This window comes from Paenibacillus sp. FSL F4-0097 (assembly GCF_038593125.1).
GTDB classification, from domain to species: domain Bacteria; phylum Bacillota; class Bacilli; order Paenibacillales; family Paenibacillaceae; genus Paenibacillus_AQ; species Paenibacillus_AQ odorifer.
This window is the reverse complement of record NZ_CP151965.1, coordinates 4,168,608-4,193,507: the sequence shown is the minus strand read 5'-3', so window position 1 is coordinate 4,193,507 and position 24,900 is coordinate 4,168,608. Positions and strand designations below refer to the sequence as shown.

The 24,900-nt window shown below is 44.1% G+C and carries 26 protein-coding genes; all 26 read left to right on the top strand.

Annotation, left to right across the window (positions count from 1 at the left end; all coding sequences use genetic code 11):
- The first annotated feature begins 14 nt into the window (after positions 1–14).
- The 26 genes from fliQ (at position 15) to proS (ending at position 24,814) form a co-directional block, all read left to right on the top strand.
- Positions 15–284 (top strand): flagellar biosynthesis protein FliQ, encoded by a 270-nt coding sequence (fliQ, locus tag MHH86_RS18730; RefSeq protein ID WP_036688516.1) that lies wholly within the window; start codon positions 15–17, stop codon positions 282–284.
- Positions 285–293: 9 nt separating this feature from the next.
- The gene (gene fliR / locus MHH86_RS18725) at positions 294–1,079 is read left to right on the top strand and encodes a flagellar biosynthetic protein FliR (RefSeq protein WP_036688514.1); all 786 of its coding nucleotides are present in this window, start codon (positions 294–296) and stop codon (positions 1,077–1,079) included.
- Positions 1,080–1,101: 22 nt separating this feature from the next.
- Entirely contained in the window at positions 1,102–2,196 is a 1,095-nt protein-coding gene (gene flhB, locus MHH86_RS18720) for a flagellar biosynthesis protein FlhB (protein WP_036688512.1), read from the top strand.
- Between the two features lie 18 nt (positions 2,197–2,214).
- On the top strand, positions 2,215–4,248 hold the full coding sequence (gene flhA / locus MHH86_RS18715; protein ID WP_036688509.1) for a flagellar biosynthesis protein FlhA: 2,034 nt from the start codon (positions 2,215–2,217) through the stop codon (positions 4,246–4,248).
- Positions 4,245–5,630, top strand: a complete 1,386-nt coding sequence (flhF, locus tag MHH86_RS18710) for a flagellar biosynthesis protein FlhF (protein ID WP_036688507.1) — start codon at positions 4,245–4,247, stop codon at positions 5,628–5,630. Before flhA ends, flhF begins: the two co-directional genes overlap by 4 nt.
- The gene (locus tag MHH86_RS18705) at positions 5,627–6,508 is read left to right on the top strand and encodes a MinD/ParA family protein (RefSeq protein WP_036688505.1); all 882 of its coding nucleotides are present in this window, start codon (positions 5,627–5,629) and stop codon (positions 6,506–6,508) included. Before flhF ends, MHH86_RS18705 begins: the two co-directional genes overlap by 4 nt.
- Before the next feature lie 33 nt (positions 6,509–6,541).
- Positions 6,542–7,873, top strand: coding sequence for a chemotaxis response regulator protein-glutamate methylesterase (locus tag MHH86_RS18700; RefSeq protein ID WP_076316348.1), 1,332 nt, complete (start codon positions 6,542–6,544; stop codon positions 7,871–7,873).
- 34 nt (positions 7,874–7,907) lie between these two features.
- On the top strand, positions 7,908–9,974 hold the full coding sequence (locus tag MHH86_RS18695) for a chemotaxis protein CheA (protein ID WP_076100385.1): 2,067 nt from the start codon (positions 7,908–7,910) through the stop codon (positions 9,972–9,974).
- A 27-nt stretch (positions 9,975–10,001) separates the two neighbouring features.
- A complete protein-coding gene (locus MHH86_RS18690; protein ID WP_036688501.1) occupies positions 10,002–10,463 on the top strand; it encodes a chemotaxis protein CheW in 462 nt (153 codons plus the stop codon).
- Between the two features lie 3 nt (positions 10,464–10,466).
- Positions 10,467–11,093: a chemotaxis protein CheC gene (locus tag MHH86_RS18685; protein ID WP_036688500.1), complete on the top strand. Its 627-nt coding sequence runs from the start codon at positions 10,467–10,469 to the stop codon at positions 11,091–11,093.
- Positions 11,086–11,583 carry a chemotaxis protein CheD gene (locus MHH86_RS18680; protein ID WP_036688499.1) on the top strand — a complete coding sequence of 166 codons (498 nt, stop codon included), beginning with the start codon at positions 11,086–11,088 and terminating at the stop codon, positions 11,581–11,583. Before MHH86_RS18685 ends, MHH86_RS18680 begins: the two co-directional genes overlap by 8 nt.
- Positions 11,584–11,591: 8 nt before the next feature.
- Positions 11,592–11,996, top strand: coding sequence for a hypothetical protein (locus tag MHH86_RS18675; protein WP_036689092.1), 405 nt, complete (start codon positions 11,592–11,594; stop codon positions 11,994–11,996).
- 89 nt (positions 11,997–12,085) lie between these two features.
- Positions 12,086–12,874: a FliA/WhiG family RNA polymerase sigma factor gene (locus MHH86_RS18670; protein WP_036688498.1), complete on the top strand. Its 789-nt coding sequence runs from the start codon at positions 12,086–12,088 to the stop codon at positions 12,872–12,874.
- 29 nt (positions 12,875–12,903) lie between these two features.
- Positions 12,904–14,307, top strand: coding sequence for a FapA family protein (locus MHH86_RS18665; RefSeq protein ID WP_036688497.1), 1,404 nt, complete (start codon positions 12,904–12,906; stop codon positions 14,305–14,307).
- A gap of 51 nt (positions 14,308–14,358) precedes the next feature.
- Positions 14,359–14,673, top strand: a complete 315-nt coding sequence (locus tag MHH86_RS18660; protein WP_036688496.1) for a hypothetical protein — start codon at positions 14,359–14,361, stop codon at positions 14,671–14,673.
- A 49-nt stretch (positions 14,674–14,722) separates the two neighbouring features.
- Complete coding sequence (locus MHH86_RS18655; protein WP_076223193.1) at positions 14,723–15,301, top strand: hypothetical protein; 579 nt, start codon at positions 14,723–14,725, stop codon at positions 15,299–15,301.
- Positions 15,298–15,954, top strand: a complete 657-nt coding sequence (locus MHH86_RS18650; RefSeq protein ID WP_076223195.1) for an endolytic transglycosylase MltG — start codon at positions 15,298–15,300, stop codon at positions 15,952–15,954. Before MHH86_RS18655 ends, MHH86_RS18650 begins: the two co-directional genes overlap by 4 nt.
- 161 nt (positions 15,955–16,115) lie before the next feature.
- Positions 16,116–16,817 carry a 30S ribosomal protein S2 gene (gene rpsB, locus MHH86_RS18645; protein ID WP_036688493.1) on the top strand — a complete coding sequence of 234 codons (702 nt, stop codon included), beginning with the start codon at positions 16,116–16,118 and terminating at the stop codon, positions 16,815–16,817.
- 132 nt (positions 16,818–16,949) lie between these two features.
- On the top strand, positions 16,950–17,600 hold the full coding sequence (gene tsf, locus MHH86_RS18640; RefSeq protein ID WP_036688492.1) for a translation elongation factor Ts: 651 nt from the start codon (positions 16,950–16,952) through the stop codon (positions 17,598–17,600).
- A 102-nt stretch (positions 17,601–17,702) separates the two neighbouring features.
- Positions 17,703–18,431: a UMP kinase gene (pyrH, locus tag MHH86_RS18635; RefSeq protein WP_036688491.1), complete on the top strand. Its 729-nt coding sequence runs from the start codon at positions 17,703–17,705 to the stop codon at positions 18,429–18,431.
- Positions 18,431–18,985: a ribosome recycling factor gene (frr, locus tag MHH86_RS18630; RefSeq protein ID WP_036688489.1), complete on the top strand. Its 555-nt coding sequence runs from the start codon at positions 18,431–18,433 to the stop codon at positions 18,983–18,985. The genes pyrH and frr overlap by 1 nt, the downstream gene beginning before the upstream one ends.
- Before the next feature lie 78 nt (positions 18,986–19,063).
- Complete coding sequence (locus MHH86_RS18625; protein WP_036688488.1) at positions 19,064–19,831, top strand: isoprenyl transferase; 768 nt, start codon at positions 19,064–19,066, stop codon at positions 19,829–19,831.
- A gap of 20 nt (positions 19,832–19,851) precedes the next feature.
- Positions 19,852–20,655: a phosphatidate cytidylyltransferase gene (locus MHH86_RS18620; RefSeq protein WP_076100390.1), complete on the top strand. Its 804-nt coding sequence runs from the start codon at positions 19,852–19,854 to the stop codon at positions 20,653–20,655.
- A gap of 23 nt (positions 20,656–20,678) precedes the next feature.
- Entirely contained in the window at positions 20,679–21,818 is a 1,140-nt protein-coding gene (locus MHH86_RS18615) for a 1-deoxy-D-xylulose-5-phosphate reductoisomerase (RefSeq protein ID WP_036688483.1), read from the top strand.
- A 247-nt stretch (positions 21,819–22,065) separates the two neighbouring features.
- A complete protein-coding gene (gene rseP, locus MHH86_RS18610) occupies positions 22,066–23,340 on the top strand; it encodes an RIP metalloprotease RseP (RefSeq protein WP_036688480.1) in 1,275 nt (424 codons plus the stop codon).
- A 25-nt stretch (positions 23,341–23,365) separates the two neighbouring features.
- Positions 23,366–24,814, top strand: coding sequence for a proline--tRNA ligase (gene proS / locus MHH86_RS18605; RefSeq protein WP_036688477.1), 1,449 nt, complete (start codon positions 23,366–23,368; stop codon positions 24,812–24,814).
- Positions 24,815–24,900: the final 86 nt, after the last annotated feature.

The following is a 24,900-nucleotide window of genomic DNA, read 5'->3' as shown; positions in this document are numbered from 1 at the left end:
AGGAGGCATGAGGGATGAGTACGGAGTTTATAATCGGGCTAGCAAGCCAAGCCGTATATTTAGTGCTGGAAGTCAGCGCACCCATGCTGATTCTTGGTCTGGTGGTAGGGCTAATAATCAGTATTTTTCAGGCTACGACACAGATTCAGGAACAGACGCTAGCGTTTGTTCCCAAAATCGTCGCAGTGCTATTGGCTTTATTGCTATTTGGTCCGTGGATCATCACGAAGCTGATTGACTTTACAAGCCAAATTTTGGGTAATCTCTATATGTATATTGGTTAATCAATGAACATGGAGACCATACTGCAAAGTTTACCCGTCTTTTTGCTTATTTTTTGTCGAATAACCGCTTTTTTTGTTGTCGTTCCTGTATTTTCTTCACAAGGAGTCCCGACAACCTTTAAGATTGGCATTTCTTTTTTTGTAGCATTGGTTGTCTTTAGTGCTAACGGAACAGGGCTTACGATCCCGCAGGATTTCAGTTATATTTTGCTGATTGCCAGAGAGGTATTAATAGGATTATTGCTAGGTTTCGTTGGATATTTGATGTTTATGGCGATTCAGACAGCAGGTTCATTTATTGATATTCAGATTGGCTTCGGTATTGCTAATGTTATCGACCCTATGACTGGAACGTCTGCACCAATTCTTGGTAATTTCAAATATATGATAGCCCTGCTAATGTTTCTGAGCATGAATGGTCATCACCATCTGCTAGATGCTATTGTGTACAGTTATAAATGGGTTCCTATGAATAACGATTTATTTCTAGGCATGATTGACGGTAGTTTATCAGAGTTTCTGGTTCGAACATTTGCTCAGTCCTTTGTACTCGCTTTTCAAATGTCGGCTCCTTTAGTAACTGCGCTGTTTCTGACTGATGTTGGCCTTGCTTTCTTGGCGAGAACGGCTCCGCAATATAATGTATTTGTTATTGGGGTTCCGCTCAAAATCATTATAGGTCTTGCACTGCTTTTAGTGCTGATGCCTGGTCTGGCTGTGCTGTTTCAGAATCTCTTCGATATCATGTTCGAATCCATGGAGAATTTATTGAATCTCATGGGGAAGAGTCCGTAGGTGACCGTAAGGGGAGCGTATTATGCCTAAGACGAAGCGGTATAGACTGGATCTTCAACAATTCGCCGGTGAAAAGACGGAAAAAGCAACCCCGAAGAAACGGCAAGATGCTCGTAAAAAGGGTCAAGTAGCCAAAAGTGCTGAGCTATCCGGTGCAGTTGTATTGTTATCAGCAGTAGTTAGCTTGATGATGTTTGGTGGTTTTATGAAAGAACGCTTCATGAAGCTATATATGGATGTATTTCAGAATCAAATGACACTGGAGGTTACTCCTGAGAATATAACGCTGCTATTTAATCAATATGGACTACAAATACTGATTTTGCTAGCTCCATTACTTGGAATAGTTTTTGTTATGGCGCTGGTAAGCAATCTGGCGCAGGTGGGCTTTATGACCACGGGAGAGGGGATCACCCCTAAATTCAGCAAGCTTAATCCGATAAAAGGGTTCAAAAATATTTTCTCCATGCGTTCGTTTGTCGAGTTCCTGAAATCCATATTTAAGCTTCTAATTATTGCTTATCTGGTATATAGCACTTTATGGGGAGAAAAGAAGAACTTTGCATCCCTGTCGCATATCAGTGCGGAGGGGATTTTTAAATTTGCGGCCAAGCTGACGATGAGTCTTGGTTTGAAAATCGGGGCTGCCCTATTGGCTATGGCTTTTCTGGACTACATGTATCAGAAGTACGAGCATGAAAAAAGCCTGAAAATGTCCAAGCAGGATATCAAGGATGAATACAAAAAAATGGAGGGTGACCCTCTAATCAAAGGTAAGATCAGGGAACGCCAACGTAGAATGGCCATGCAGCGTATGATGCAGGAAGTTCCAAATGCGGATGTAATCATTACGAATCCTACGCACTTTGCTGTTGCGCTTAAATATGACGGTACCAAGATGGAAGCGCCGCAGATTATAGCAAAGGGTCAGGATTATGTAGCACTTCGCATCCGGGAGCTGGCTAAAGAGCACGGCGTCGTGACTATGGAAAACAAACCGCTGGCACGGGCATTATTCCAAAGGGCAGAGATTGGAGATGTCGTTCCAAATGATCTGTTCCAGGCTGTGGCTGAAGTGCTGGCATATGTATATAAGCTTAAAGGTAAGAGGAGATAAGGCGGGGGGGTTAGGACATTGAAAGCTAAAGATTTAACAGTTTTGCTAGGCATCATCGGGATCGTGCTTATGATGATTCTGCCTATCCCGTCCTGGCTATTGGACGTTTTGCTTGTTATTAACATCTCAATCGCATTAATTATCATTCTGGTTGCTATGAATACGAAAAATGCACTCGAATTTTCAATTTTTCCTTCACTGCTCCTAGTAACCACACTTTTTCGTCTGTCACTTAACATCTCGACTACAAAACTGATCCTGACTTACGGAGATGCCGGTTCAGTGGTATCTACTTTCGGTAGCTGGATCGCTGGCGGACAGATTGCGGTTGGATTTATCGTGTTTCTGATTTTGGTAGTAGTACAGTTTATTGTTATTACCAAAGGTTCAGAGCGCGTAGCTGAGGTAGGCGCTAGATTTACCTTGGATGCGATGCCCGGTAAACAAATGAGTATTGATGCCGATCTTAACGCAGGCATGATTAACGAAACCCAGGCACGTGAGCGCCGGCGTAACGTAGAACGCGAAGCGGATTTTTTCGGAGCCATGGACGGTGCAAGTAAATTCGTTAAAGGAGACGCGATTGCGAGTATTATCATCTTGCTGATCAACCTGATCGGTGGATTTATCATCGGTATGATGGTTCACGGGATGGATTTTGCTACTGCGTTATCCACTTATTCTGTATTGACCATCGGGGACGGTCTCGTCAGTCAAATTCCAGCTTTGCTTATTTCGACAGCAGCCGGCTTGATTGTTACTAGAGCTTCTTCGGAAGGTAATCTGGCAGAAGAGCTGACAGGACAGTTGTTGTCCTATCCGAAATTGTTGTATATTGTCGCAGTTACGGTAGCTTTTCTTGGACTCTTTACACCCATACATATGATTACAACGCTCCCATTGGCCGGATTGCTGGCTTTTGCAGCCTACCGTATGGGACAAAATTTAAATAAGAAACAGATTGCCGAAGAGCAACTTGTTGAAGAGAAGCAGATTGAAGAGGTACGAAGTCCGGAAAGTGTCATTAATTTGCTGTCAGTTGATCCCATTGAATTCGAGTTTGGTTATGGTCTTATTCCTTTGGCGGATACAGGTCAGGGAGGCGATCTGCTAGATCGTATCATCATGATTCGACGGCAATGTGCCCTAGAAATGGGTCTTGTAGTACCTGTTATTCGCATTCGCGACAATATTCAACTAAAACCGAATGAATATGTCATAAAAATTAAAGGAAATACAGTTGGCGGTGGTGAATTATTACTTAATCATTACCTTGCAATGAGTCCAGGATATGATGATGAATCTATAAACGGTATTGAGACCATCGAACCATCCTTTGGGCTTCCAGCATTATGGATTGATGAATCGGTTAAAGAGCGGGCTGAATTGTCCGGCTATACTGTAGTAGACCCTCCATCTGTTGTCGCAACACATCTGACGGAGTTAATCAAACGTCATGGACATGAGCTGATAGGAAGACAAGAAACTAAGATGCTGGTGGACAACCTTAGGGATAATTATCCAGTGCTCGTCGACGATCTTATTCCTTCCGTATTGGCGATTGGGGATGTGCAGAAGGTTCTTGCTAAGCTGCTTCGTGAAAAAATATCGATCAGAGATTTGGTTACGATTTTTGAGACATTGGCGGATTATGGGACATACACCAAGGATCCTGATATTCTCACTGAATATGTTCGTCAGTCCTTGTCCAGACAGATTACCCAGCAATTCTCACAAGTAGGAGAGACGCTGAAAGTCATCACGGTGGGGCCTAATCTTGAAAAGAAAATTTCCGAGAGTGTGCAGCAATCTGAACAGGGAAGTTATTTGGCACTAGATCCAACTTCGACACAAACGATCTATCAGCGGTTAAGTGAACAGATTAATCGATTGCTGCAGACAGGGCAACAGCCAATAGTGCTCACATCACCAACCATTCGTATGTATTTGCGGCAGGTGATTGAACGAACGATGCAGGATATTCCTGTACTGTCTTATAGCGAGCTAGAGCCTAACATTGAAATACAAAGCGTCGGAGTGGTGAATTTATGAGAGTGAAGCGTTACGTGGTCGATTCGATGCCTGACGCCATGCTTTCCATTCGCAACGAGCTTGGGAGCGAGGCCGTCATTTTAAGTACAAAGGAAATCAAAATCGGCGGATTTTTAGGGTTATTTAAGAAGAAAAAAATAGAAGTTGTAGCAGCAGTAGAAAAGGCAGAGAAGAATAATGTTCCAAAAAAGCCGGCTGCGCCAGCGATGAACATTCCACGGAGTGCAGTACCACAGGCTTATCAAAAAGCTTCATCTGCTTCCACTACACCTTCTATACCTTCCGTACCTTCTGTTTCATTAGAAAAGCCAGAAGAGTCACGGACGTTTGCAGAGATTGCTGCAGCCTTATCGGAAGCTATCAATGTACAAGAATCGATAGCCAAGCATCCGGAGCCAGAACCTGAGCAAAAACTTCCTGAATTAAATCTGGAAGATGCACCTTCTATATCAGCGTTGTATGAATCATTAGGATTAGAACAATCGCCAGAGGTTGCCACTGCTCTCGAAAATGATGTTCTTCGTGAGATTAGAGATATGAAGCTCTGGATGGAGCGAATTGCCAGACAATCCTCAGGTGGAAGAGAACTGCCAGACAGTCTGCAGGAGCTACGGGATCTTTTATTAGAGCAAGAAATGGATGCTGTGCTTGTTGAGGAATGGATCAGTAACATCTCGGAACGTTGGGTGGATGAAGGGCGTACTTGGGGACCAGAGAAATTTATGGGATCTCTTAAAGAACAGATTGATGGTTTCCTGACGGGACGAATTGCTGATGGAATTGCCCGGGATACTCAAATTGTATATATTGCCGGACCCACTGGAGTTGGAAAGACCACAACCATAGCTAAGCTTGCGGCAGAACAGCTATTTAAGCACGGACGCAAGGTAGGTTTTATCACCTCCGATACGTATAGAATCTCAGCTGTGGAACAGTTGCGAACCTACGCTGCTATTCTCAATGTTCCATTGGAGGTTGTCCAATCGCCAGGAGATTTGCAAAGAGCACTCTTTCGCTTGGAGAGTTGTGATCTAGTATTAATGGATACAGCTGGCCGAAATTATCGTAATGATATGCTAGTAGCCGAACTGCAAAGCTTGCTTGCGAAGGAATTGAGAAGTGAAACTTATCTTGTGCTTAGCTTGACCTCGAAAAGCCGTGATATGAAACTTATTGCAGAGCATTTCGGCAGATATAGGCTGGATAAGGTTATTTTCACAAAGCTGGATGAGACGGGGAGTTACGGCCCGCTCTTTAATGTCCTGAATGACTTCCCGCTTACCTTGTCTTATATGACCGATGGTCAAAATGTTCCTGATGACCTGCTTATGGCTACCAAAGGACAGCTGAGTGAGTTGCTTCTTGGAACAGGTGAAACATGATGGATCAGGCACAATCCTTAAGACAGCTTGTATCCAGTCAGGATTCTAAAGTAGCTGTAAGAGGGGGATCATCCGCCAGGATCATTACGGTGTGTAGTGGTAAAGGGGGCGTTGGTAAGTCGAATTTTACACTTAACTTCGCTCTAACTTTAAAGGCTATGGGCAAACGGGTTTTGCTGTTCGATGCAGATATCGGCATGGCTAATATAGACGTGTTGATGGGCGTATCGGCGAGATATAATCTTTATCATTTGTTAAAAAGAGAAGCGGATATCGAGCAGATTATTCAATACGGTCCGAATTCGCTCCCTTTTATAGCAGGTGGCTCTGGAATGGATGAGCTATTCACGCTTTCAGAGTCTGATCTTGATTATTTCACAAATCAGATAACACTTATCGCGGACAGCATGGATTTTATTTTGTTCGATACAGGCGCTGGTTTATCTAAGGAAACGATGAAGTTTATAACTTCTGCCGACGATTGCCTAGTGGTTACTACACCAGAACCAACAGCTATCACAGATGCATACGCATTAATGAAGGTTGTGAATCGTTCCTATCCTGAGACTTCCTTTAAATTGATTGTGAACCAGGCAGGTGATGAAAGGGAAGCCATAGCGACAAGCGACAAGATCCGAATGGCCGCCAGTCGTTTTTTGCAATTAGATATTTCTTATCTTGGTCATATAAGCTCAGATGCCCATGTAGTGCAAGCTGTCAAAAGGCAAACGCCATTCACATTGGCTTTTCCAAACAGTATTGCTGCAAAAGATATACATCGGCTTGCCCTAAGTTATTTGACCATTGATTCTAAAAAGAGCACAAAAGTCCAAGGGATTAAAGGCTTTATCCATAAATGGTTAAAGCGGAGTAAATAGTTGTTCTGAATTTGGGACAGAGGTGGAAATGATATGAAGCCATATAAAGTATTGGTTGTTGATGATTCGGCATTTATGCGCAAGATCATTTCCGATTTAATTGAAAATGACGCTGACTTTCAGGTGACGGCAACAGCAAAAAACGGTCGTGAGGCTATCGAAAAAATCAATGAGCTTCGTCCAGATCTGGTTACTATGGATGTAGAAATGCCAGAAATGAACGGCCTGGAAGCGCTGAAAATAATAATGGCCTCAGACCCTCTGCCAGTGATTATGCTGTCAGGGATCAATGAAGAGGGTATGAAGGAAACCATTCTTGCACTGGAATGGGGCGCTTTTGACTTTATTCGTAAACCTTCGATTACCAACTCTCAGGATATCATGGGAGTGGGAGAATCCTTAAGGGAACAAATGAAAGAGGCTATGATGGCCCGGGAGCAGCGCGAAGCACGTGCTTCTGCATTTAAGTTGCCAGACATACCGCCAGTAGAAGTCGCACCGCCAACTGTACCGAGAGTGATGCCCGGCAAACCCAAGGTAGAACCTAAAGCTTCACTCAAAAATGAAGTGATCAAAAAACCGCGGGTGAAGCAGCCGTTAGATCATACTGTTCCTAAAAGAGCAGCCAAACCATTAATCTCTACTCCACCACCTTTATCAGAAAAGAGTAATGCAAGGTCAAGAGTAGAGAATAACGCTACCCCACCAAAACCGTTGCCTAAACCTAAAGTGGAAGTGTCTTCTGACGCTCCTGCAAATCCTCAGGTCCGGAAGTATGGGAGTAATGATCTGCAAAAGTTGGTTGCCGTGGGGTGCTCTACAGGTGGACCACGTGCTCTAAAGGTATTTCTGGAGAAGATTCCTGCGGATTTTCCAGCGCCTATTGTTATCGTGCAGCATATGCCGCCTAACTTTACCAAATCACTAGCCCAGCGACTGAATACCTTTAGCCCGCTAGAAGTGATTGAAGCTGAGCAGGGGATGATATTGCAAAAAGGAACTGCTTATATAGCACCTGGAGGCTATCATTTACAAGTTGTCCCATCCTCTAGAGGTCAATATGTGGTTGTACTCACAAAGGAGGAGGCGCGTAATGGCCATCGACCTTCTGTGGATGTTTTATTTGAATCATTGCTGCCGCTCACATCGTTAGAACGTCATTTGTTACTAATGACAGGGATGGGTAGTGATGGGGCAAGAATGATGAAATCCTTATACGACTCTGGGGTAACCTCAACCTTTGCTGAAAGCGAAGAAACTTGTGTCGTATATGGAATGCCGCGATCTGCGGTGGAATTACAGTGCGTCCAGCACGTACTGCCTTTGCAAGAAATTGCTCCAAGGCTGGTGCAAGCTGTTAAATAACAGAAAAGCGAACTCAAAGGGGAGGTGCTCACTGATGGACATGAACCAATATTTATCCATGTTTATTGATGAGTCGAACGATCATCTGCAGTCATTGAACGAGAGCATGATGGGGCTGGAAGCGAATCCTGAGGACATTAGTATTGTACAGGTAATATTCCGCTCTGCGCATACCTTAAAAGGTATGGCAGCAACTATGGGCTTTGAAGATTTGGCTTCACTCACACACCAAATGGAAAATGTTCTTGATTTGGTACGCAACAACAAACTGCGCATGCAGGATTTCATTTTTGATACGTTGTTCAAAAGTTTGGATGCCTTGGAGTCTATGGTTGAGGATATTACGGGAGGAGGCGAGGGTAAAGCGGATGTTTCGTCTATCGTCTCCTCCTTACAGGCTATAGTCCGGGGAGAGATTCCTGTTGCGGGTGGTGAGGCAGCTTCTGTCTCAGGACCTGCTGCACAAGCGGTTGAAACCCCGATTCATTTAGATGAGTTTCAATTTTCTGTTCTAGAACAGTCGATTCAAGAAGGACATCAAGTATTATATGTGGACGTAACCATTCGCAAGGATTGTCAGCTTAAGGCAGTACGTGCATATATGGTGTTTGATCTTTTGGAGCGTTCAGGTGAAGTGGTTAAATCCTTCCCATCCGTTCAGGATATTGAACAAGAGAAATTTGATCAAAGCTTCTCTCTCTATTACATAACTCAAAAAAGTGCTGATCAAATTCAGGCTATGATTCTAAATCTGTCTGAGATTGACAAGGTATCGGCAGTAGCATTGGATCAAGATTCTCTGCAACAGCTGGGTCAGGAAGCAGCAGCAGCCTCTGAAGTGGCAGCCACGACTACTGAGGCTCCAGCTGCACCTGCGGCTTCTGCCGCTAAACCCCTGCCAACCAAAGAAGAGGGCAACAAACCGGCAGCTCACAAAACAGGTGGTGCACCATCACGTACCATTCGTGTAGATATTGAACGTTTGGACGTGTTGATGAATTTATTCAGTGAACTTCTTATCGACCGTGTCCGATTGGAACAGCTGGCTTCTGAGGTTCAAAATGGTGATCTTACAGAAACGGTTGAGCATATGGGCCGGGTAAGCGGAGATCTCCAGAATATTGTAATGAAGCTGCGGATGGTTCCAGTAGATACAGTATTTAACCGATTCCCACGTATGATTCGTGATCTAGCCAAGTCACTAGACAAAAAAGTAGATCTTATCATCACAGGAGCAGAAACTGAGCTAGACCGAACGGTCATTGACGAAATCGGGGATCCGCTGGTGCATTTATTGCGTAATGCAGTTGACCATGGTATCGAATCCATTGCGGATCGTGTTGCTGCTGGTAAGCCGGAGACCGGAACGGTCTATTTGCGGGCTTTCCACAGTGGTAATCACGTCTTCATTGAGATCGAAGAAGATGGAACAGGGATTTATCCGGAGAAGGTTCTGAAATCTGCTGTGAAGAAGGGTGTTATAACACAAGAGCAGGCAGCCAGTATGTCAGACGACGAAGCTTTTCAGTTGTTATTTGCCCCAGGCTTCAGTACAGCAGAGGTCATTTCTGATGTTTCAGGGCGCGGGGTAGGGCTAGATGTTGTGAAATCTAAGATTTCTTCTTTGGGCGGCAATGTAACGATTTATTCTGCTCCAGGTAAAGGAACAAATTTCTCAGTACAACTGCCTCTAACTCTATCTATCATTGCTGCAATGCTTATCCGTTTAGGTTCTGAGAAGTATGCCATTCCTTTGACTTCTATAGTGGAAACCGGAATCGTGAAGCAATCTCAGATCCGTACAATCCATGGCAATAAAATGGTAGAATTCCGTGATTCACATATTCCTCTGGTTTCGCTAAGTCGTCTCTTTTCAGTACCAGATTATGATGAGAGTACCGAAGAAGAAACAGAAATCGTAGTTGTGCGCAAGGGAGAAAGATTAGTTGCCTTAGCAGTACAGGATTTTATTGGCCAGAACGAGGTTGTGATTAAGAATCTGGGTAAATATTTGCCTGATGTACAAGGAATATCTGGCGCAACCATTCTTGGTGATGGTCAAGTAGCACTTATTATTGATCCCAACGCTTTTATTAAATAACTAGGATAGAACAGGGAGGTTCATTCCATGGCTGAAGATATTAAAGTGATAGTGTTCAAATTAGGCGTAGAGGAATATGGAATTGAAGTTGAGAAGGTACAAACTATTGAGCGCATGATGCCCATTACTCGTGTACCTAAGACCTATTCATTTATCAAAGGTGTAATTAATTTACGTGGTGTTGTTATTCCTGTAATTGATTTACGGGGCCGTTTCGGCATCGAAGAGGCTGAACACACCGATCAGACAAGAATCATCATCGTATCTGTTAATGAAATGGAAGTAGGCTTCATTGTAGACTCTGCAAATGATGTTATAGATCTGAACAGAGATTCTATTGATACACCTCCTGATGTTGTTGGCGGCATCAAGGCGAAGTATTTGGATGGGGTGGCCAAGATTGGAGACGAGCGCTTACTGATTATGCTCAACTTGTCAGAAGTGCTTAACAAAAGCGAAATCGTTCAATTAGAAAGCCTAGAGGGCTAACCTGTGGAACTATTTAAGCACTATAAGGATTTCAAAATGGATGTGCTTAAGGAAGTTGGGAACATTGGAGCTGGAAATGCAGCCACCGCATTATCACAGCTCTTGAACAAGCCGATAGATATGGCTGTTCCTAAGGTACAGCTCCTTAACTTTGAAGAAATTACTGATAAAGTTGGCGGAGCCGAAGAACTAGTATATGCGGTGTTTCTACGTGTGGAGGGTGAAGCTCCAGGTAACCTGTTTTTCATTCTGTCACCAGAAGCGGCAATGAACTTGCTTAGTCGTATTGCAGGCATTGAGCTGTCGAGTGATGAAGAGCTTGGAGAAATGGAACTTTCTGCGCTAAGCGAAATTGGCAATATTTTGGCAGGTTCGTATCTTTCTTCTCTAGCAGACTTCACCTCACTTTCTATGTATCCAACGGTTCCGGCCCTTGCTATGGACATGGCTGGCGCCATCCTTAGCTACGGTCTGCTGCAATTCGGGCAGATGGGGGACGATGCATTGTTGATCGACACTACCTTCTTTGAGGGGAAAAACGAAATTGAAGGGCAATTTTTCCTTATTCCCGATCCGGAATCATTCCCGAAAATCTTCAAATCGCTAGGAGTTCCTTTTGAAAATGATTGAAGAACAAAGCATTATTAAAGTAGGGATGGCGGATCTTAACGTTGGCAGCCAAGATAGTTTAATTCGTACCACAGGTCTTGGCTCCTGCGTGGGATTAACATTGTTTGACCCTGGAAAAAAGCTCGCAGGGATGGCGCATGTGATGCTCCCATCATCTGAGATTGCTAGGGAAGGGCAGTTAAACATCGCTAAGTTTGCAGATACCGCAGTGCCGGAGCTCTTATCCCGTCTGCTAGAGCTTGGGGCGGTTCGGAGCCGGATCGTAGCCAAGATGGCCGGAGGTTCACAAATGTTTGCCTTTGCCGGGGGGAGCGACACCATGAGGATCGGGCCTCGTAATGTTGAATCTTGTAAACTAGCACTTGAAAATTTAAAAATTCCGTTAATCGCAGAAGACACAGGCGGCAATTATGGCCGTACGATAGAAATAGCCTGCAACACTGGTATATTGTTTATTCGCAGTGTGCAAAAAGGCGCTAAGGAACTATAATTATGAATATGATTGGAAACATTTTGATAAACTTGGTGTCGGGTTTGGTAGGTTTCATATTTACCTTTTTTGTAACCTACAGTAACAATGTATTGGGTACTAGTTTATTAAGAAGCCTAATTGCATTTATCATCTGGTTTCTGCTTGCTTTTCTCTTAAGATGGGTATTGGGTTTTATTATGATTCAAACATCGCCTCCGGATGAAGTGGACACTGGCGGTGAAGAACTTGGGGCGAAGCTGGACATCAGCACCCCTAATGAGGATGAAGAATTAATCAATCTACTAAAACCGAAGCCAGGACAAGGAAACGAAAATAGCGAGGGATTTAAGCCTCTTACACCTCCTAAGCTAGTTTCGATGAAGGATCCTGAAGAATTGGCCAAGGCCGTTCGTCACCTGAAAGAAGAATAAGTGAGGGCTGAGGCGGAATCGGTGATCTTTTGGAAGGTACATTTCGCCGCGAATGCTCGCTGACTAAACTTTGGGAAGGGTGAAAGCTATTGAACGAGCGTAAAGCTTCTCAATTGGAAACTGACGAGCTATGGGAACAGTGGAAAGAACACAGAGACCCTGAAGCCAAAAAGAAGCTGATAGAGAGTTATCTCCATATTGTTGATTATGTATCCAGTCGTTTGGCTGTGGGATTACCCAAAAATGTATCCAAAGATGATTTAGCCAGCAATGGGGTTATGGGACTAATTGATGCGATTGAGAAATTCGACTACAAACGAGGATTGCAATTTCAGACCTATGCGTCCTGGCGTGTGCGTGGTGCGATATTAGATTCATTACGCCAAAGTGATTGGGTACCTAGATCCGTTAGGGAAAAAGCTAAAAAAATTGAGGACGCTTATCAGCAGCTGGAGCAGAAGCACTTAAGGTCAGTTAGTGACGAGGAAATGAGCCAATACCTTAATATTAGTGAACTGGAATTTCAAAATATGTTGCAGGATGTGGCTGTGATGTCACTTTGCTCACTGGAAGACCCGATTCGTGAAGAGGAATCAGAGACCCGAATGTCCATACTGGTGGACGATAAAGCTAAGAATCCGGATAGCAAGGTAAATGAATTCTACTTGCGCGAAGCGCTCACCAAAGGTATTGAGAAATTAACGGTGAAAGAAAGGACCGTTGTGTCCCTTTTATATTATGAAGATTTATCTTTAAGTGAGATTGCTGAGGTCATGTCGTTATCTCCTTCAAGAATTTCGCAGTTGCATTCCAAAGCTATTTTGCGGCTGAGGGGAACGCTCGAGAAGAACCGTGATCTCCTTATGCAGAACGATTAACCGTTAGCGGTGACAAGGGGGAGCAAAATTTGATCGGTCAATATGCTTTGAATCAGTACTTGAGTATAACTTTTTCGGAGGACAAAGGAATCGCGTATTTGCAGTTCTCCAAAAAGGATGAGAATTTTTCCTGCTCATCTACAGAACTGGAAGCCTTCCTGCACAGTCACAATATTCGCTACGGTATCAAGAGTGATGTTGTCGAACGTATTAGTAGTCATCCTGAGGAGTTTTTTTGGAGTAAAGTTCCGATTGCTGCAGGTTATCCTGCTGTGCATGGCACGGATGGACGAGTTATGCTTACAGTTGATCTGGAAGAGGACCGCAAACCGCTTGAGAAAGCGGATGGTAAGGTCGACTACAAGGACTTGGTCCGGCTTCGTAATGTGCTTAAAGGAAAGTTAATAGCTAAAATTATCCCTGCCCAGCCTGGAAAGCTAGGGATGACTGTAACTGGTGATGAGCTTGCTTTCAAGGCTGGAAAGGAAGCTCATTTTAAAATCGGGAAAAATGTACTCATTGATAACGATGGCACTTCGATGTACGCAGCGATTGATGGACTGGTCACGTTAACTGATAACGGGAAAATCAATGTGTTTCCTGTATATGAAGTGAATGGTGATGTCGATTACGGCACTGGAAATATTGATTTTGTAGGTACAGTCGTCATACGTGGGAATGTCCTTTCAGGCTTTACGGTAAAGTCTGCCGGTGATATTCGGGTTGTAGGCGGCGTTGAAGGTGCAGAGTTAATCTCTGGGGGCTCCATTGAAATTACTGGTGGAATTATCGGATATAACAAAGGTCAAGTTACCGCTGGAAAAAGTGTGAAGGTTTCTTTCATTCAAGATGGAAACGTAACCGCTGGGGAAGATGTAATTGTTTCTCAGAGTATTATGCACTCCAATATACGTGCTGGTAGAGATGTTATCTGTAACGGCTCTAAAGGTTTGATAGTGGGTGGAATCGTTCAGTCTGGAGAAAGAGTTGTAGCAAGAACTATAGGTAACACCATGTCCACTGCGACTGTGATTGAGGTAGGCGTGGTTCCAGAGCTTAGAAATGAGATTAACGAACTTCGTCAAGAGCTGCGGCAGCTGCTGGAGAACGAGGATAAAACCTCTAAAGCTTTGTATCTATTAAATCAATTGGCTACTAACGGTCAGCTCCCTGCGGATAAAGTGGCGCTTCGCGTCAAATTAAATGCTACTAAACAATCCCATCAACGTGAAGAAAAAAGAATTAAAGAACGAGTGCTAGAGATAGAAAGAATGTTAGAAGATACAGGTAGAGCGAGAGTTGAGGTTATCAAAACCATTTATGGCGGTTCAAAGATCATGATCGGCAGATATACCCGATTTGTTAAGGATGCTACGGAGCGGGTTGTGTTTATTTACAGTGATGGGGATATATCTTTAACGCCGTACAATTAATCGGGCGGGCAGCATTTGCGGCCGGCCATTACTTGTGAGAGAAGGGTTAAGATGAGCCTAAAACCGGTGGAACTGCAAATTGCTTTGCCTCGCACCACGGAGGCGGGCAAGCTTCAGAATGAATCTCAGCAACGTCCTGCTATCGACCAACATCAATTGGCTGGGCAAAATGTAAAACAAAGTCAGGAATTGGCCATGCGGAGCACTGAAGTGGATGAGTCTTCTGAATCAGCTTTACGGGATGGCGGTGGAAAAGGCAATCCTCATTCAGGTGGAAATTCTTCTTCAGATAAACACTCGAACTCGCCTGCAACCCGTGATGCCGAGCATCCTTACAAAGGCCAACGCATTGATCTAAGTCTTTAATAAGAATCCACATGAATCTACATCTGAAATGTAAAAGGAGATAAGGCACTTGCAACCATGGGTTTATATTGTGCTAGTAGGTGTCGCTGCTATTCTTTATGCCCTTTTACTTCCCGCACGTGTAAAGGAAGGAAAAGCTAATCAGCAAAGCCTCAAGGAAACAGAGGCTGCGCTTGAGCTATATATGGCAGACATAGAGCGCGAGAATGAGGAACTGGTACAATTAGTTAGTAGTATTAAACAACAATCGCAAACTAATCATAATGTACTGCAGGGACAGGTTAATGAATTACAGAGTCAAGTGGTAGAGTTGCAGAACAGCTCTTTAAAGCTAGAAGCACGAGTGGCCGAGGAAGAGAAGAGTTTGAAAGAACTTGCAGTGTCGGTTGAACAAGGTTCGAAGGTTAAAGTTGGTGTTAACGAAGATCCGTCTCTCCAAGCAGAGATGAGTTCAGTGTCGCCAGATGTGAAAGCGAAACCTATTAGTTCGATAAAATTACGTTACCCAAGATTGTTTGAACTGCATGAGCAGGGCAAATCGATAGACTCCATTGCCAAGACAGCTGGACTTCAGCGAGGGGAAGTGCAACTGATTCTGCAACTTGCCAAACAGGAGGAATCGGTATGATTAAGAACCGTTCATTCTTGTTCGGGCTAGGCACTGGACTAATTAGTGGCGCTTTATTACTTCAATTAATGATCTCCGGTGGAGCGGCTCCACTTACCAAAGAACAAGTTCTACAGGGTGCGGAGAAACTGAATATGAAAGTCATCGATGAAGCTGCAGTACTTTCCTCAGGGGAAACTGAGAATGATAATAAAGAGGAAGTCACAGAGACCGGGGGGCCGACAGCAGAAAGCAAGGAGAATGTCAGCCCCTCTGCGCCGGCAGCTGCAGCCTCCCCCACGCCGGAAGTGTCACCTACAACGCCTGAGAGCTCTGATAAAGCCATTGCGCCGAACAAGCCATCTACGCCTACTAATGGCAAGGTTGAGCAGCCAAAGGTCACTCCAAAGGCCAGTGCCGCTCCAACCGCTGTAGCTCCTGTAACGCCTAAAGTCACAGCAAATGCTAGTGTTTCTGTTCGAATTCCATCTGGCAGCACATTGACCGCAACAACAGATATTTTAGCGAAGGCTGGCGTCATTAAAGATAAGTCTACTTTTCTAGAGGCTGCAAACAAACGTAAGATTAATACCAAAATTCAATCCGGTTCTTATAGCTTTAATAAGGGAGAAAGTATTGACTCCATAATAGAGAAGTTAATAACTTTAAAGTGATCGTTGCATACACTGAGATAATATGGTATAGTAATTGACGGTGTTAAAACACACGCCGGTTGATTTCGACAAGGGGTGCTTTCTTCTGAAGAAAGTCTTGCTGAAAGATGACGCATGGCGGAGGAGACACACAATAAACCAAACTTAGGAGGTGTGTGAAGATGGCAGTAATCTCCATGAAACAGCTTCTAGAAGCTGGGGTACACTTCGGTCACCAGACTCGTCGTTGGAACCCAAAGATGGATCGTTATATCTTCACTGAAAGAAACGGAATTTACATTATTGACTTGCAAAAAACAGTCAAAAAGGTAGAGGAAGCTTACAACTTTGTAAAAAGCGTCGCTGGTGACAACGGCACAATCCTATTCGTAGGAACAAAGAAACAAGCTCAAGATTCCGTAAAAGAAGAAGCAGAACGTTCCGGTATGTTCTTCATTAACCAACGTTGGTTGGGCGGAACGCTTACTAACTTCCAAACTATTCAAAAGCGTATTGATCGCTTGAAGAAATTGGAATCTTGGGAAGAAGACGGTACTTTTGAAGTACTACCTAAGAAAGAAGTTATCCTTCTTCGCAAAGAGAAAGATCGTCTTGAAAAATTCTTGGGCGGTATCAAGAACATGAAAGGTCTTCCAAGCGCGTTGTTCATCATTGACCCGCGTAAAGAGCGTATTGCAGTTGCAGAAGCTCGCAAATTGGGTATTCCAATCGTAGCTATCGTTGATACTAACTGTGATCCAGACGAAATCGACTACGTAATTCCAGGTAACGACGACGCTATCCGCGCTGTTAAATTGTTGACTGGTAAAATGGCAGACGCTGTTGTTGAAGCTCACCAAGGCGAAGACACAACTACTGCTTAAGTAGCGACTAGCACATACAAGAACTTAAATGAAAAGGGTGGTTGGCAGGTGGATAACCTCTCACTGCCCTTTTTTTAGGATAAAGGCCTTGAATAATGTAAGAAAACGACAATTACCTGGAGGGAATAAACAATGGCAGTTGATGCAAAAGCAGTAAAAGAACTTCGTGAAAGAACAGGCGCTGGTATGCTTGATTGTAAAAAAGCGCTTGAAGAAGCTAATAACGATATTACTAAAGCAGCAGAATTGCTTCGTGAAAAAGGTCTGTCCGCAGCAGCAAACAAAGCAGGACGTATTGCTACTGAAGGCGTTGTAGAATCTTACATCCACGCTGGCGGCCGCATTGGTGTACTTGTAGAAATCAACTGCGAAACTGACTTTGTTGGTAAAACAGATTCCTTCAAGGAATTTGCTCGCGATATCGCTATGCAAATCGCTGCAGCAAACCCTCGTTATGTTCGTCGTGAAGAAGTACCACAAGAAGATGTTGAAAAAGAAAAAGAAATCCTGAAAGCTCAAGCTTTGAACGAAGGTAAGCCTGAGAAAATCATTGAAAAAATGGTTGAAGGACGTATTGGTAAATATTACGAAGAATATTGCTTGCTTGAGCAAACTTTCGTTAAAGACCCAGACAAAACAATCTCCCAATTGTTGAATGAAAAAATCAGCACCATCGGAGAAAACATCTCGATCCGTCGTTTTGCTCGTTTTGAACTAGGCGAAGGTTTGGAAAAGAAAGTGGATAACTTTGTTGAAGAAGTTATGGCACAAGTTAATCAATAATAGCTTCATCATAAATATGAAGAATTGAATAAAGGCAAGCATCAGAAGAGCGGAACACGTACACGTAGTGTTCCGTCTTTTGCAGAAAGTGAGGGTATACATTTGGAACAGCCGGTATTTAAGAGAGTAGTCCTTAAGGTAAGTGGAGAGTCTTTGGCAGGACAAAACGGATATGGTATTGATGCCGACATGATTATTTCCATCGCTGAACAGATCAAGGAAGTTGTAGAACTTGGCGTTCAGGTTGCAATTGTTTGTGGCGGGGGTAACATTTGGCGCGGGATCGCGGGCAGCGCAAGCGGCATAGATCGCGCTACTGCAGATTATATGGGCATGCTGGCAACAGTAATGAACTCACTTGCTCTTCAGGACGCATTGGAGCAAATTGATGTGCCAACAAGAGTGCAGACTTCGATCTCGATGCAGCAAATTGCTGAACCATATATTCGTCGTCGTGCGATTCGCCACTTGGAGAAGGGCCGGGTTGTTATTTTTGCAGCAGGCACAGGTAACCCATTCTTCTCAACAGATACTACTGCAGCACTTAGAGCGGCAGAGATCGAAGCAGAAGTTATTCTGATGGCGAAAAATAAGGTTGACGGAGTATATTCTGCTGATCCGTTCAAAGATAGTACAGCTGAGAAATTCGAACAGCTTACTTATATGGATGTTCTGAATAAAAACCTCGGTGTTATGGATTCAACAGCTTCATCTTTATGCATGGATAACAATATACCGCTCATTGTATTCGCCATTACAGAACAAGGCAATATCAAACGTGTCGTTCTCGGTGAGAAGATCGGAACGATTGTTAAAGGGAGTGTAGATTAATGCCACAATCGGTCAAAAAAAATGCCGAAGAGCGTATGGACAAAGCGATTTCATCGCTGAAACGTGACTTGGCAACATTACGTGCAGGACGTGCAACAACATCGCTTCTCGATCGTATTCAAGTTGAATATTACGGAGCACCTACTCCAATTAATCAGCTGGCCAACATAAGTACTCCGGATTCCCGGACACTGTTGATTCAGCCGTGGGACAAAACATCGATGTCTGATATTGAACGGGCGATCATGAAATCCGATATCGGATTGACGCCAGCCAATGACGGCACCATTATTCGTCTTTCTATCCCTCCGCTGACTGAAGAGCGTCGGACGGACTTGGTTAAGCTGACTAAGAAGTTTGGTGAAGAAGCGAAAGTAGCGATCCGCAACATTCGCCGTGATGCCAACGATGATATTAAAAAGATGGAGAAAAACGGTATCTCTGAAGATGAGTCCCGTGGCCATCAGGAAGACATTCAAAAAACAACGGATAAGTTCATAGCCGAAGTTGACAAAGTGCTTGTCTCCAAAGAAAAAGAGATTATGGAAGTTTAATGATATTCAAGAGACTTAAGGCCCCTCCGTTAATGGTGGGGTTTGTCTCTTTCTGATAAGAGCTTGGAGGAAACGGAAATGATCAAACGGATTCAAGCGTGGCTGAGCCGTAAAGACAGGCAACAGTCAGTCGAGATTTCACCGGATAACATTCCCCGGCATGTGGCTGTGATTATGGATGGTAATGGACGCTGGGCTAAACGGCGCGGCTTACCGCGCGTTATGGGTCATCAAAACGGCATGAAGGCTGTCAAACGTGCTACGATCGCTGCAGACGAATTAGGTATTAAATACTTAACGATGTATGCGTTCTCGACAGAAAACTGGATACGCCCGAAAGAAGAAGTCGATTACTTGATGCGTTTGCCTGGGGAGTTTCTGGCGATTGAGCTTGATGAGCTAATCGAGAAGAATGTTCAAGTACGCATGATGGGTGACGCTGACGCTTTACCTTCATATACCCGTAAGGCTATGGAAGAGGCGGTAGCTCGAACAAAAGAGAATACTGGATTGATCTTAAATTTTGCTCTTAACTATGGTGGACGCAATGAAATAGAAGGCTGTATGCGCAGTTTAGGGAAAGATATCCAAGCTGGTATATTGTCGCCAGAAGAAATTACATCAGAGTTGATTAACAACAGACTATTAACTGCTGGTTTACCCGATCCTGATTTGTTGATACGAACAAGTGGAGAAATTCGGCTTAGCAATTTTATGTTATGGCAGATTGCCTATAGTGAATTGTGGTTTACTGATGTGTACTGGCCTGAGTTCGACAAAGAGCATTTGCATCAGGCCGTTGCTGAATATCAACGACGAACACGCCGTTATGGTGGACTGAAGTAGCTTGTTAGGAGATGGAACCTTTGAAGCAGCGATTGATTACCGGAATTGTTGCCGGAGTATTATTTTTAGGGTTATGTGTACTGGGAAACTGGCCGTATCAGGTTCTGCTTATTGCTATGGCTCTTATAGGTTTTTATGAATTTGTCAAAATGATAGGTATTCCTACGCTTTCCGGTACTACTTTTCTGGGTTACGCAGCTATTCTAAGCTTCATGATCCCATGGAATTTGCTTGGTGTTTCTGAGCCGCTGTCCTGGGAGCAAGGGATTTGGATTCTGCTGTTATTGTTCCTTCTGGTCACCGTTTTCACTAAAAATAAATTAGATATTCGAGTAACAGCCTTGCTGTTTACTGGTATTGTATACATTGGAATGGGCTTCTCTTATATGGCCGAGGCTCGTGCATCGGATGACGGACATGGTTTGTTCTGGACTTTTTTGCTCCTGTTCTGCATTTGGGGCAGTGATGCGGGGGCATATTTTGTAGGCAGAAGCTTTGGCAAGAACAAGCTCTGGCCGGCCATCAGTCCTAACAAAACGGTGGAAGGTGCTGTTGGCGGGGTACTGATCTCGATGCTTATTTCTATCGTGTTTGCGCTGCTTGCTCCTGAACACTTGGCGATAGGACGAGCATTGCTTATTGGGCTTTCTTGTGCGATATTAGGACAGCTTGGAGATCTTGTGCAGTCAGCTTATAAACGTGCGTATGGCATTAAAGACTCAGGTACACTTTTGCCAGGGCATGGCGGTATTCTTGATCGATGTGACAGCTGGATTATCGTATTTCCATTCGTACATATTGTAATGCTTATGCCTTACTATTAAACGAAGGGAGAGAGAGTATAACTATGAAAAAAATAAGTGTTCTAGGTTCGACGGGTTCGATCGGCACTCAGACTCTAGATGTCATCGCAATGCACCCAGACTCTTTTGAAGTAGATGGCTTGGCGGCCGGAACAAATACAGCATTATTACTGGAACAAGTTCGTCGTTTTAACCCGCGTAGAGTCTCTGTGGCAACGAAAGAGCTGGCAGATGAGATTAGATCCAGCCTACCTTCTGGTATAGAGCTTTACAGCGGGAATGAAGGGCTTGTTGAAGTGGCGGCTGGCGGCGATGCCGAAATGGTCGTAACGGCTGTTATGGGAAGCGTAGGGCTTCAATCAACACTAGCGGCAATTGAAGCCGGCAAACATATTGGACTCGCCAATAAGGAGACATTAGTAACGGCCGGACATTTGGTCACTGATCTTGCTAATCGTAAGGGAGTTAAGCTGTTGCCGATTGATAGTGAGCATTCAGCTATATATCAATGTCTCAATGGCGAGAATATCTCAGATATTGCCTACATCACTTTAACAGCATCCGGCGGCTCATTCCGTGACTTTACGCGTGATCAGCTTAAGGATGTGACGGTAGAAGATGCGCTTCGTCATCCGAATTGGAGCATGGGCGCGAAAATAACGATAGATTCTGCTACAATGGTGAACAAGGGCTTAGAGGTTATTGAAGCGCATTGGTTATTCGGTCTTCCGTATGAACAAGTGAATGTGCTGCTTCACCCGGAGAGCATCATTCACTCTTATGTTGAATTCCGTGACAGCAGTATTATTGCCCAGCTTGGCAATCCCGATATGCGTGTCCCGATTCAATATGCACTTACTTATCCAGATCGTTGGGAATCTCCGGCACAGCGTTTGTCGTTAGCTGAGATAGGACGTTTGACCTTCCGTGAAATGGACTTTGAACGTTACCCTGCACTGAAGCTAGCGATAGATTGCGGAAAAGCTGGTGGAACGGCGACTACTGCTTTCAACGCTGCGAACGAAATAGCAGTTGCTCGATTCTTAAGTCATGAGATCTCGTTCCTGCGTATTGAGGAGATTATCGGAGAAGTGCTAGATTGTCATAATAACGAGCATAATCCGAATCTGGAACAAATTGAATCCTGTGATAGACGTGTTCGAGAGCTGGCAGCTACGCTGTAGAACGTAGAAAGATCTCCTTTTAAAAATATAAGAAAGTATAAGTTTCACTTTATACATTATCCTTATATTTCTCGCGTAAACGCGTACCGTCTCCTTAAGGAACACTGATGGCGTTATTGCTTGACTGGAAATACTTACTTTGCCCTAAAAATAGGTTGGGACAGTTGATTCTCTTGTGCCTGATCGGAGAATAATGATAAATTAAGAGGACATACTTCGGTCTTACACCTAAAGGGGGATGATACGTTTGGAAATGGTTCAGGTCGTTTTTTTAACGGTGCTCATGTTTTTTGTACTTGTGACTGTACACGAATGGGGTCACTATTATTTTGCCAAACGCGCCGGTATTCTCGTGAGGGAATTTGCTATCGGTTTCGGTCCGAAACTGTTTTCTTATAAACGGAATGAGACTCAGTTCACTCTTCGCTTACTGCCTTTTGGCGGTTATGCCCGCATGGCTGGTGAAGATCCTGAGATTGTCGAGATTGGTTCTGGACAGACCATTGCGGTAAGGCTCGGACAAGACAATAAAGTTAAAAACATTTATCTGGATGCACTAGATACCCGTAGAAATGTTATCCGTGGTGAGGCGCTGAGTACCGATCTCGAAGATAAATTGCAGATTACCTTAGATGTGGACGGAGAAGTTACTACTTATGATGTCCATCCGCAAGCGATGATGATTAAAGGGACGCAACAGACACAAATTGCACCTAAAGATCGTCAATTCGGCAGCAAGACCGTGGGTCAGCGTGCGTTGGCTATCGTTGCGGGTCCTGTGATGAACTTTCTGTTAGCTTTTGTACTCTTCGCCATTCATTTGCAAATGGTCGGGATTCAAGTTGAAAATCCTACTTTTGTTAAGATTGGCGACGTCTCCGAAGGAATGCCGGCGCAAGAAGCAGGACTCCAAAAGGGCGACATCATTGTCTCCATCAATGGTGAGAAAATCGGTGCTGATTACCAAAAAATGATTAGCTTGACCTCGGAGTCCAAAGGTAAAGAAATGAACTGGACGCTGCAACGGGGAGAAGAAACCCTTAACGTTAAGCTAGTTCCTCGTAGTATGGAAGGACAAGAAGGCGGTAAAATAGGCATCACTCCTGAGCTACCTACTCGTAAAGCTGGTTTTGGCGAGACGATAACAGGTTCAGGAAAAGCTATGGTCGATACGACAGAAGCTATCTTTTTGGGCTTTAAACAATTGATCAATAAATTCAATATGGATGATATTGGAGGTCCGGTTCGTACGTTTGAGGTAACCGGTCAAATTGCTCAACAAGGTATTCAGTATCTTACATACTGGGCCGCTATTTTGAGTCTATATCTGGGGATATTTAACCTCTTGCCGATACCGGCACTCGATGGAAGCCGTCTGGCATTCCTAGGTGTTGAGGCACTGCGTGGCAAACCTGTGGATCCGGGTCATGAAGGCATGGTTCACTTTGTAGGTTTTGCACTGCTATTTTTATTAATGATTGCTGTTACGTATAATGATATTTTACGTTTGATCAGCGGCTAATTTTCTTCGGGAGGCATTCCATTACATGGCTAAAGATAAACAATTCGTTACGGAAATCACGCCGCAAAGCGAGGATTTCTCACGCTGGTATATTGATGTTATTAAAAAAGGAGACTTGATGGATTACTCTCCTGTTCGTGGCTGTATTGTATTTAAGCCAGAAGGCTATGAAATATGGGAGCATATTCAGGAGGAAATGAACCGTCGCCTCAAGGAAACTGGGCATCGAAACGCTTATTTTCCAGTGTTCATTCCAGAGAGTTTCTTTCAGAAGGAAAAGGATCATATTGAAGGCTTTAATCCAGAGCTGCCATGGGTAACAGAAGCGGGTGGTGACGTACTTGAGGAACGTCTCGCAGTTCGTCCTACTTCAGAGACCATGTTCGGCCACATGTACTCTAAATGGATTCAATCTTATCGTGACCTTCCTGTACTTATCAATCAATGGGCGAACGTGGTTCGTTGGGAGAAACGTACATTACCATTTATCCGCACGACTGAGTTTCTTTGGCAAGAAGGGCATACCGCGCATGAGAATGAAGCGGAAGCTCGCGAAGAAACTATGCGGATGCTGGATAACTACCGTGATTTTGTCGAGACCTATCTTGCCATTCCGGTTATTACTGGACAAAAGACACCTTCCGAGCGTTTTGCCGGTGCGGTAGATACGTATTCTATTGAAGCGATGATGAAGGATGGACGCGCTGTTCAGGCTGCTACTTCACATTACCTCGGCACCAAGTTTGCCACAGCTTTTGAGATTCAATATTTAAGCCGTGACAATAATTTGGAGTATGTACACACTACTTCATGGGGCTCAACCACTCGCTTGATTGGCTCCTTGATTATGGTACATGGAGATGACCGCGGTCTTGTTCTGCCGCCTAAGGTAGCTCCAACGCAAGTTATTATGATTCCTATCGGACCTCCTAAGACCCGCGAAGCTGTGATTGGGCGGACGGACGAGCTGTTCAAGGAATTGAAGAATGCTGGCGTTCGTGTACGTGTGGATGATCGTTCAGATGTTACTCCAGGCTGGAAGTTTAATGAATATGAAATGCGTGGAGTGCCAGTACGTTTGGAGCTTGGACCACGCGACATGGAGAATGGCGTCTGCGTTCTCGTCTCACGTGTCACCGGTGAGAAGAAGGTTATTCAACAGGAAAACCTCGTAGAAGAGGTTCAAACAATGCTTGAACAGGTTCACAACGAAATGTTCGAACGTGCCCTGAAATTCCGCGAGGACCACTTCTATTCTGTGGATTCCTTGGAGGAAATGAAGGCTTCGATGGATGAAAAACGTGGATTTGCTCTAGCTGGATGGTGTGGTTCCGAAGAATGCGAGTCCAAAGTTAAGGAAGAGACAGGTGCGGGTAGCCGCAATATTCCTTTTGATCCAGCGGAGACTAAGCAAGTCTGCATTTGCTGTGGCCAACCAGCCAAGCATACTGTGGTTTTTGCAAAGGCATATTAATCTTTAGGCACCGATCAACAGTCTTGTAGTATTTTAATTTAGCTTCTGGAGAGAGGAGTCGGCGGGCCGTAAGAACCCAATGCTTT

Bases quoted from the DNA above. Each gene is read 5' to 3' on its own strand.
- fliQ (WP_036688516.1), top strand. From the start codon at position 15: ATGAGTACGGAGTTTATAATCGGGCTAGCAAGCCAAGCCGTATATTTA.
- fliR (WP_036688514.1), top strand. From the start codon at position 294: ATGGAGACCATACTGCAAAGTTTACCCGTCTTTTTGCTTATTTTTTGT.
- flhB (WP_036688512.1), top strand. From the start codon at position 1,102: ATGCCTAAGACGAAGCGGTATAGACTGGATCTTCAACAATTCGCCGGT.
- flhF (WP_036688507.1), top strand. From the start codon at position 4,245: ATGAGAGTGAAGCGTTACGTGGTCGATTCGATGCCTGACGCCATGCTT.
- MHH86_RS18705 (WP_036688505.1), top strand. From the start codon at position 5,627: ATGATGGATCAGGCACAATCCTTAAGACAGCTTGTATCCAGTCAGGAT.
- MHH86_RS18700 (WP_076316348.1), top strand. From the start codon at position 6,542: ATGAAGCCATATAAAGTATTGGTTGTTGATGATTCGGCATTTATGCGC.
- MHH86_RS18695 (WP_076100385.1), top strand. From the start codon at position 7,908: ATGGACATGAACCAATATTTATCCATGTTTATTGATGAGTCGAACGAT.
- MHH86_RS18690 (WP_036688501.1), top strand. From the start codon at position 10,002: ATGGCTGAAGATATTAAAGTGATAGTGTTCAAATTAGGCGTAGAGGAA.
- MHH86_RS18680 (WP_036688499.1), top strand. From the start codon at position 11,086: ATGATTGAAGAACAAAGCATTATTAAAGTAGGGATGGCGGATCTTAAC.
- MHH86_RS18675 (WP_036689092.1), top strand. From the start codon at position 11,592: ATGATTGGAAACATTTTGATAAACTTGGTGTCGGGTTTGGTAGGTTTC.
- MHH86_RS18660 (WP_036688496.1), top strand. From the start codon at position 14,359: ATGAGCCTAAAACCGGTGGAACTGCAAATTGCTTTGCCTCGCACCACG.
- MHH86_RS18650 (WP_076223195.1), top strand. From the start codon at position 15,298: ATGATTAAGAACCGTTCATTCTTGTTCGGGCTAGGCACTGGACTAATT.
- rpsB (WP_036688493.1), top strand. From the start codon at position 16,116: ATGGCAGTAATCTCCATGAAACAGCTTCTAGAAGCTGGGGTACACTTC.
- tsf (WP_036688492.1), top strand. From the start codon at position 16,950: ATGGCAGTTGATGCAAAAGCAGTAAAAGAACTTCGTGAAAGAACAGGC.
- frr (WP_036688489.1), top strand. From the start codon at position 18,431: ATGCCACAATCGGTCAAAAAAAATGCCGAAGAGCGTATGGACAAAGCG.
- MHH86_RS18625 (WP_036688488.1), top strand. From the start codon at position 19,064: ATGATCAAACGGATTCAAGCGTGGCTGAGCCGTAAAGACAGGCAACAG.
- MHH86_RS18615 (WP_036688483.1), top strand. From the start codon at position 20,679: ATGAAAAAAATAAGTGTTCTAGGTTCGACGGGTTCGATCGGCACTCAG.
- proS (WP_036688477.1), top strand. From the start codon at position 23,366: ATGGCTAAAGATAAACAATTCGTTACGGAAATCACGCCGCAAAGCGAG.